The 5,152-nt window shown below is 32.1% G+C and carries 5 protein-coding genes; 3 read left to right on the top strand and 2 right to left on the bottom strand.

Annotated features, from left to right (window positions below; translation table 11 throughout):
- Positions 1 to 637: 637 nt before the first annotated feature.
- Together Cyrtocomes_RS05100 and radA are read right to left on the bottom strand one after the other, a co-directional pair.
- Positions 638 to 1,465, bottom strand: coding sequence for a CvpA family protein (locus Cyrtocomes_RS05100; protein ID WP_322498115.1), 828 nt, complete (start codon positions 1,463 to 1,465; stop codon positions 638 to 640).
- On the bottom strand, positions 1,452 to 2,771 hold the full coding sequence (gene radA / locus Cyrtocomes_RS05095) for a DNA repair protein RadA (protein WP_322498114.1): 1,320 nt from the start codon (positions 2,769 to 2,771) through the stop codon (positions 1,452 to 1,454). The genes Cyrtocomes_RS05100 and radA overlap by 14 nt, the downstream gene beginning before the upstream one ends.
- A 17-nt stretch (positions 2,772 to 2,788) precedes the next feature.
- Between radA and Cyrtocomes_RS05090 the strand changes: the two genes are divergently transcribed.
- The 3 genes from Cyrtocomes_RS05090 to Cyrtocomes_RS05080 are packed head-to-tail and all read left to right on the top strand — an operon-like array spanning position 2,789 to position 4,907.
- Positions 2,789 to 3,799, top strand: a complete 1,011-nt coding sequence (locus Cyrtocomes_RS05090) for a sulfite exporter TauE/SafE family protein (protein ID WP_322498113.1) — start codon at positions 2,789 to 2,791, stop codon at positions 3,797 to 3,799.
- Entirely contained in the window at positions 3,796 to 4,482 is a 687-nt protein-coding gene (locus Cyrtocomes_RS05085; protein ID WP_322498112.1) for a TIGR02186 family protein, read from the top strand. The genes Cyrtocomes_RS05090 and Cyrtocomes_RS05085 overlap by 4 nt, the downstream gene beginning before the upstream one ends.
- Positions 4,479 to 4,907 (top strand): flagellar FliJ family protein, encoded by a 429-nt coding sequence (locus Cyrtocomes_RS05080; protein WP_322498111.1) that lies wholly within the window; start codon positions 4,479 to 4,481, stop codon positions 4,905 to 4,907. Before Cyrtocomes_RS05085 ends, Cyrtocomes_RS05080 begins: the two co-directional genes overlap by 4 nt.
- The last annotated feature ends 245 nt before the right edge of the window (positions 4,908 to 5,152 follow it).

The raw sequence follows: 5,152 nt of genomic DNA, 5'->3' as shown, positions 1-5,152 counted from the left end.
CCTCTTCTCTAAGAGAATACGCTCTTCCCATTCGAAAATATTATAACTAACCAATGATATTATCATCTTATTATATCAACCTCTTTTGCCTAGGCTATATTATCCATAATAACGACTTACAACTTGATCGGGTTTTAGCTCTTTGATAAAAAAATTTTCTAGTATAAAATTATTGCATAAAAAGTAATTTTATTGAACTTAACTCAGTTATAATTAAAGTATTTACAAGGTTAGTACTATTTTATGACGCTATAGCATAGCTAATAGATTGTAATATATGATCTATCTACTACCTCAAATAAAATATCTAGATTCAGGACTATCTTTTGCTCCAAACCAATTATATTAGCAAATTTATAAAATGTATTATGATCCTTTGAACCTAATTTCTAATGTATTCATTTTTCAGCGTAGATGAGTGGCTTTTCTTTAGTTATAGTTATTTAAGTTAAATTAGCATAGCTAATAAGCCGTAATACAATAAGTTTAAGTATACCACCTCAAATAAAACAGCTATACAGGGCTCTATATATAACTGGTCTCTATTATTTTTGTTACAGTTAGTGAACTACTCAAAATGAATGAGTATCAAACGTTACCTGATAGAACAAAATGATTAAATGTTAGCTATAATTGCTTATTCCCTATACTTCTTAATAATTTCCTCAATCCTTTCCATATCAGAGCTAGAAATGATATCATCCGGAGCCCTATGATCAGCGAGCTTTTTTCTATATTCTTTCAATAATTCAATAACTCTTATCTTTTCCAAATCTTGTAAAGATGTGGAAATATCAGCTTTGCTATTAACCCTCTCTGTTATAAACTCTTTTTCATTTTTTGTAAAAACAGCAGAAAGCTTTTTTGTTATTGATGAGATAAATCTATCATCAGTAGTAGTTCCGCTTATAGTATCTACAGTATTTTGTAGATCTATTATAACAATAGATGGCAATATATCACTATTAATGGCATTTCTAATGAGTGGGTAAAATTTTGCCTCTCTTATCAATTCCGGTGTATAAAGATCTACATTATCCTTATTACCACTCAATACACAAAGCATTGTGTCTAATAGCGAAAATGATACAAGTACAAAAAGAAAACCCCTTGCTACCCCAAAAACAATCCCGAAGGTTTTATCGAAAATACCACCTCTAATAGGGGCCAATATAGTTAGAATTATACTATTTACTATTGCAAACCCCATAAGGGCCAATGTAAAAATTATACAATAACTGGCCGCAAGAGATATGACTTCACTTTTTATATATACATCCAAGGAAGGTTTTATATCTGCACCAAATATATAAGTGATCACTAATGTGAAAATCCAACCCGTAGTACTTAGCAATGAGGCCCAGAACCCCCTTACAATACCGAAGATTATTGAAAGTACTATAAAAGAGATAAGAGCTATATCAACTCCGTTTAATGGGTTAGAACCTATATCAAGGGATGGCATTTTCTGAAATATTAGCAAAAAGTCCTCCGAGAGCGCAAACATGCTCAACTGAATGAATGTTTATATCCCATTTAATATCTTTTTTGCAACAGCTTGGAGTAACAATTTTCATCATACCTATATTAGCTGCCTCAGATACCCTTTCTTCAAATTTTGTAACGTTTCTTACTTCGCCAGATAGGCCAATTTCTCCAAATACCGCAACTTTTGATGGTATAATTATCCCGGAATGGGCGGAAATTAATGCCATGATAACAGCAAGGTCGGCTGCACTTTCGTAAATCCTTAAACCACCTACTACATTTAAGTATACCTCATATCCTGATAGGTCTAAATTTATTCTTGAACTTAGTATTGCAAGCATCATAGAAAGCCTCTGAACATCCCAGCCTACTACAGATCTTCTTGGAATTGCCATAAAAGATTTTGCCACCAATGCCTGTATTTCCATTAGCATAGGTCTTGTACCTTCAATGCCAACAAATGTGCACGAACCACTAGCCCTTTTATGTGAATTATCAAAGAATACTGAAGACGGATTCTTTACCTCAATAAGGCCTTTGCTTTTCATTTCAAATATTCCAACTTCGTTTGTGCTACCAAATCTATTTTTAAGACACCTTAATATCCTAAAATCATTTTTTAGCTCTCCTTCGAAATATATTACGGTATCTACCATATGCTCAAGGAGTTTTGGCCCAGCTACATTGCCATCTTTTGTTACATGACCAACTATTACGGTAATAACACCGCTACTTTTTGCATATGAGATAAATTCAAGTGCCGCTCCCCTTATTTGGTTAACTGAGCCAGGAAATGACTCAACTTGTTTAGAGAAAACTGTTTGTATTGAATCAACAATCATCATGCTTGCATTAGCTGAGCGGCATGATGTAATAATTTCATCAACTTGACTCCCTATTCCTATTTTAATTCTATTGTTATTTACACCAACCCTCTTGGCCCTTAATGCTAATTGTTCAAAAGATTCTTCAGCAGAAGCATAAAGAACATTAGATGATCCATTATGTAAACTCGCAAGCTGCATAAGAAGCGTGGATTTACCAACACCAGGCTCACCGGCTATTAGTACCACAGATCCTTTTACAAAGCCGCCACCCAATACCCTATCTACCTCGTTCATACCAGAAGGGATACGATCATCTTTTTGTGCCTCCTGGTCTAAGTTATATAATTTTATACATTTTTTAGATTCCTCTATTACGCTATTCCAGGCGCCACAAGCGCACTTACCAGACCATTTAGAATGATAGACACCACATTCTATGCAAATATATTTATGCACAAATAGAAAGTTAATACATGCTGAACGAACGTATCTTAACATTATATACAAAATTGTGTTATAAAAATCTTTATAATACGCTTTTGAAATTTACAATAAAAATGGGCAGTGCATATAACCTTTATATGCCGGTTGCAGATTTAACTAGTGATCCAGTTGTATTGATTTTGATAGGACTCTTTGCTGGTTTTGTTTCAGGTATCTGTGGAATAGGTGGTGGTATGGTTTCTATACCTATATTGATTTCAATAGGTATACCAATTACAGTTGCAATGTCTACTTCTGCAACTCAGCTTATAGCCTCCTCATCATCAGCGCTTATGTTTCGCCTTGGTAAAGGTAAGGTGGATTATAAATTTGCAATCATTATGTTATTTGGTGGTGTTGTCAGCTCATTATTTGGTACAAGATTATTATATTACATGAATGAAGTTAACATAGCAGATAATTATGTTTCTATAGGGCTTTTATGTTTATTGATATTCATAAGCGTGTTTTCGCTATTTGAAACGACAGTTATGGTATACCATAGATATTATAAGCTTATTGCAAAACCTAGAGTCATGGCGCGTTGGGTTAGTAGGGTAGGATTTTTCAAATTGAGAGTAATTAGCCTTAAAGATGATATAAGTATGTTATTACCGTTAGGTATGGGGGTAATTAATGGTATTGCAATATCAACACTTGGTGTAGGTGGAAGTGTATTATTAATGCCAGTATTTTTATATATAATTTGTATGCAGCCATCGCATGCGCTGACGCTAATACATTTTCAGACAATGATGCTATCAATAGCTGGATGCTTTTTGCATTCTATGCATTCTAATAGTCCAGATTTATTTTTATCATTTGCTGTAATAATTGGAGCTGTTATTGGCTCTCAAATAGGTTCGAGGATCAGTGTTAAAATGAATAATGAAAGTTTCAAAGTTGTGGTAACTGTTATTATGATGATCTTATCTATAAGGCTTGGAATAGAGCTATTTGGCAAGCCTGAGAATTTATACACTATGAAGCTGATATTATGAAGGTAGTTACACACATATTAACTATCGTTTTACTGAATATTGGCGCTATTGCGTCTTTTGCATGCATGGAATTCTCAGATAATAGCATAGAAAAAAATCTAAATTTTCTTGGAAGTAAAATTCATATATTTCTTAATGATAATAATATAAAAGATTTTATTATAGAGCTTAAGGGGCCTGCGAGAAATTATAAAGTAACAAAAAAGAAGGTGAATTTAGGTGTATGGTTAGACTCAGAGCGTTTTGAGATGCAAAACGTACTTGGTATGTATTCTATAGGGTATAGCTCTAATGAGCTTATGGCAAAAAATCTATATAATGAAGCTATATACGAAATAGCTAAAAAAGCAGCGCAAACAAACTTTAATGATGCTTTTTTAAAATTTTTTCAACAACATCATGAGAAAGAAAAATTATTTTCTTTAATTAAGTTAGATCGACAAAATCCAAGTATGATCATACCAAAAAATGCTCCACTTGGCCTGTATAGAATAATATTATATGAGATTGTTAATGATAAAATGATCTATGTTTGTCAAAAAGAATTCGTAATACAGAGGGATAGCTTATTGGAAAAGCTCTACATTATCTCTAGAGAGTATAACATATTATATACCGTATTTGTAATAGTGGCAGCAATTCTTACTTCGTTCTTTGCTAATAAGCTAATGAAGAGAAGATGAGAGAAAAAACACTATTAAAGCTTTTAAAGACACAAAAAAATGAATTGGATATTAAGGTACTTGATTTAAATAAAATTATAGAAGAGTTAAAGCAAGCGCAGCTAGAAAAGAGTTTACTGAAAGAAGATATAGCAAAGGAGGAGAAATTAATGATATCACACAGCAATAGTTTTATTTTTGGTAATTTTTTTCAGCATATGGAAGAAAAAGTAAAGCTTTTACAAATTAATATAGCGACACTAGAAGGTAAAATATTAGAAAAGCGAAATGAGCTAAAAGAGTGCTTTGCACAATATAAAAGGTACGAATTTTTAATAAAAAAAATTCAGTTAATTAAAATAAATAAAGAAAAAATAGAAGAAATGAAAAGCTTTGATGAGTTTTATATAACATTATTCTCAAGCACCGCTCTGAAAGATTCATAATTTCAGCCACTAAAAAGATTGATGAATTGCTTATTTTTTACTAAACAAATCATTGTATAGCTAAAGCGTCATAAAAATGGCACATGATTAATTTTAAAAATATGTTAGTTATCATTGGGTTAAGTTTAAAAAAGTTACTGTTTATGTAGGCACTGTTAACAAAGGTTTTGCCAAATAATGGAAAAGATGCAATATTATATTGGAGGCGATAAATATGGTATTTAGATGGATAAAAGGTTGTTTCC

The sequence above is a fragment of the Candidatus Cyrtobacter comes genome (assembly GCF_034470605.1).
GTDB classification, from domain to species: domain Bacteria; phylum Pseudomonadota; class Alphaproteobacteria; order Rickettsiales; family Midichloriaceae; genus Cyrtobacter; species Cyrtobacter comes.
Note: the sequence above shows the minus strand (reverse complement) of the source record. Positions and strands in the feature narration are given on the sequence as shown.